This window comes from Acinetobacter sp. 809848 (assembly GCF_000581275.1).
In the GTDB taxonomy this organism is placed as follows: Bacteria; Pseudomonadota; Gammaproteobacteria; order Pseudomonadales; family Moraxellaceae; genus Acinetobacter; species Acinetobacter pittii.
On record NZ_JEXG01000089.1, the window covers coordinates 1 to 2,397 of the forward strand.

Annotated in this window: 3 protein-coding genes and 1 pseudogene; all 4 read right to left on the reverse strand. The window is 44.8% G+C overall.

Annotated elements, in window-relative coordinates; genetic code table 11:
• Positions 1 to 314: beta-ketoadipyl CoA thiolase (locus tag J536_RS23625; RefSeq protein ID WP_032064179.1), on the reverse strand; the 314-nt coding region annotated here is incomplete at its 3' end.
• Between the two features lie 494 nt (positions 315 to 808).
• The gene (locus tag J536_RS23630) at positions 809 to 1,462 is read right to left on the reverse strand and encodes a 3-oxoacid CoA-transferase subunit B (RefSeq protein ID WP_000121798.1); all 654 of its coding nucleotides are present in this window, start codon (positions 1,460 to 1,462) and stop codon (positions 809 to 811) included.
• Positions 1,463 to 1,480: 18 nt separating this feature from the next.
• Positions 1,481 to 2,152, reverse strand: a complete 672-nt coding sequence (locus tag J536_RS23635) for a 3-oxoacid CoA-transferase subunit A (RefSeq protein WP_017386040.1) — start codon at positions 2,150 to 2,152, stop codon at positions 1,481 to 1,483.
• 135 nt (positions 2,153 to 2,287) lie between these two features.
• Positions 2,288 to 2,397: pseudogene (locus J536_RS25800) on the reverse strand (catechol 1,2-dioxygenase); the annotation flags it as partial.

Here is a 2,397-nt window from a genome sequence, read left to right on the forward strand (position 1 = left end):
TTAATGGCGCGGGCAGCAATGGCAATCGCATCGAGTGAAGAACCGCACAAACGGTTAATGGTCGTTGCCGGTACTTGATACGGTAAACCTGCAAGCAGTGCTGACATACGGCCGACATTACGGTTATCTTCACCGGCTTGGTTAGCACAACCATAGATCACATCATCGATCTGTTCCCAATCTACACTTGGGTTACGCTGCATGAGGGCTTTAATCGGCACAGCACCAAGGTCATCGGCACGGACAGGTGCAAGGCCACCGGCATAACGGCCGAATGGAGTACGGATGGCATCGATGATATAAGCGTTTTTCATTCTTACATTTCCATTTTGAAATCTATTGCTGTCATTGCCACATCGTTAGACTTTTCCAGAGTTTGCTGGCGATCATCATGGTTACTAAGTTAAAAGTAGTCATGACAGAGTCTTATCGTGTTGAGTCAAATGCCAGTAGCTAATTCTTGTCACTTTTTTAAAAAAGTAACCAAAAACCTTTGTTGAACAGAGGAGGCTTCCATGCCTCCCTGTCCAACGGGCGACATCCATGTCGCCTGTCACAATAGCGAATTACGGTAAAATCCAAATTAATAAGCAAGAACCGTATTCAAAGAGTTCTATTCAGTGTTTCGCGATGGCGACACGGTGTCGCCTCGTTGCTCAGCACAACAGGGATGTTGTGTCAGAGTAACAAAGGATTTTTGTTACTTTTTATCCTTAAAAAGTAAGGTATTGCCTATACAAAGGGCTTTCGAAGACCACTATCATTTACAGGCAATGACCGTAGTAGCATTGGCTATGCTGTGTAAACCTTACCCTTGAGTCGCATCAATCAGAGTTGCACCCGTTAAAGCTTGTAGCTCATCAAAGCTAAGACCTTCCACTTTCTCAATCACCTTCAAACCATCTTTAGTCACGTCAATCACACATAGGTCGGTGTAAATACGATCAACACATTTTTTACCCGTAACCGGATAAGTTAGCTCAGCCACAATCTTCGGCTCACCTTGCTTGGTCACATGGTCTGTGGTGATAAATACTTTCTTGGCACCAACCGCCAAATCCATCGCACCACCCACAGCAGGAATTGCATCCGGTGCTCCCGTGTGCCAGTTGGCCAAGTCACCATTCGCAGCAACCTGAAAGGCACCAAGCACGGCAATATCAAGGTGACCACCACGCATCATCGCAAATGAATCGCCATGGTGGAAAAAGCTGCCGCCTTCAAGCATGGTCACAAACTCTTTACCCGCATTAATCAGTTCAGGATCTTCTTCACCTGCAGCTGGCGGTGGGCCAAAAGCCAATAGGCCATTTTCAGAATGAAGAAAAATATCTTTGTCATTCGGTAAGTAACTAGCGATCTTGGTTGGTAAGCCAATGCCTAGGTTTACATAGGCGCCATCGGGAATATCTTGTGCCACACGTTGTGCAATCTGGTCACGGCTGAGTTTCTGGTAGCTCATGTTATTTCTCCTTATTGCTTACTGTGCTGGCGCTACTTGTACAACGTGCTGTACAAAAATACCTGGGGTGATGATGTGCTCTGGGTCTAAACCACCTAGTTCAACCACTTCAGAAACCTGAGCAATAGTGACATCAGCAGCCATGGCCATAATCGGGCCAAAGTTACGTGCAGATTTACGGTAAACCAGATTGCCCCAGCGATCGCCCTTGTAAGCTTTAATCAAGGCAAAGTCAGCCTTGATCGGATATTCAAGTACGTAATCTTTCCCATCAATCTCACGGGTTTCTTTACCTTCAGCTAAAAGTGTTCCAAAGCCAGTTGGGGTAAACACAGCGCCTAATCCCATACCTGCTGCCTGAATACGACACGCCAGATTACCTTGCGGCACTACTTCAAGTTCAACCTTTCCGGCACGGTACAGTTCATCAAAAACATAAGAATCTGACTGACGTGGGAAAGAACAGATCACTTTTTTAACCGAACCGGCTTTTAGCAATTTCGCCAGACCATAATCGCCATTACCGGCATTGTTGCTGACAATGGTTAAATCTTTAACACCGAGTTCAATAAGACCGTCAATGAGTTCAGCGGGTTGTCCTGCGGTACCGAAACCACCAATTAGAATGGTTGCACCATCTTTAATCTGTGATAAAACCTCGCTTAGTGAGGACTTACTTTTGTCAATCATGTGAGAAACCTTAGAGCATGAGGTAACGTGATGTTATTACTACCGCTAAAAATTTATTTAAATTCTTAATGGTAGTAATAAATGGAATAAATTTTGTGAGTCAAAAGCGAACTTTTAACTCACATACACTTTCAATTAAGCGCTAGCGCGACGACGTTCAACTTCAGTTGAAGGAGCGGCAGCAGCATCTTTAACAAGTTCGATGTTAAATGTGATGTGTTTGAAAGCGTGATCTAAACCACGGC

Coding starts and splice junctions, on each gene's coding strand:
- J536_RS23630 (WP_000121798.1), bottom strand. CDS start 1,462: ATGAGCTACCAGAAACTCAGCCGTGACCAGATTGCACAACGTGTGGCA.
- J536_RS23635 (WP_017386040.1), bottom strand. CDS start 2,152: ATGATTGACAAAAGTAAGTCCTCACTAAGCGAGGTTTTATCACAGATT.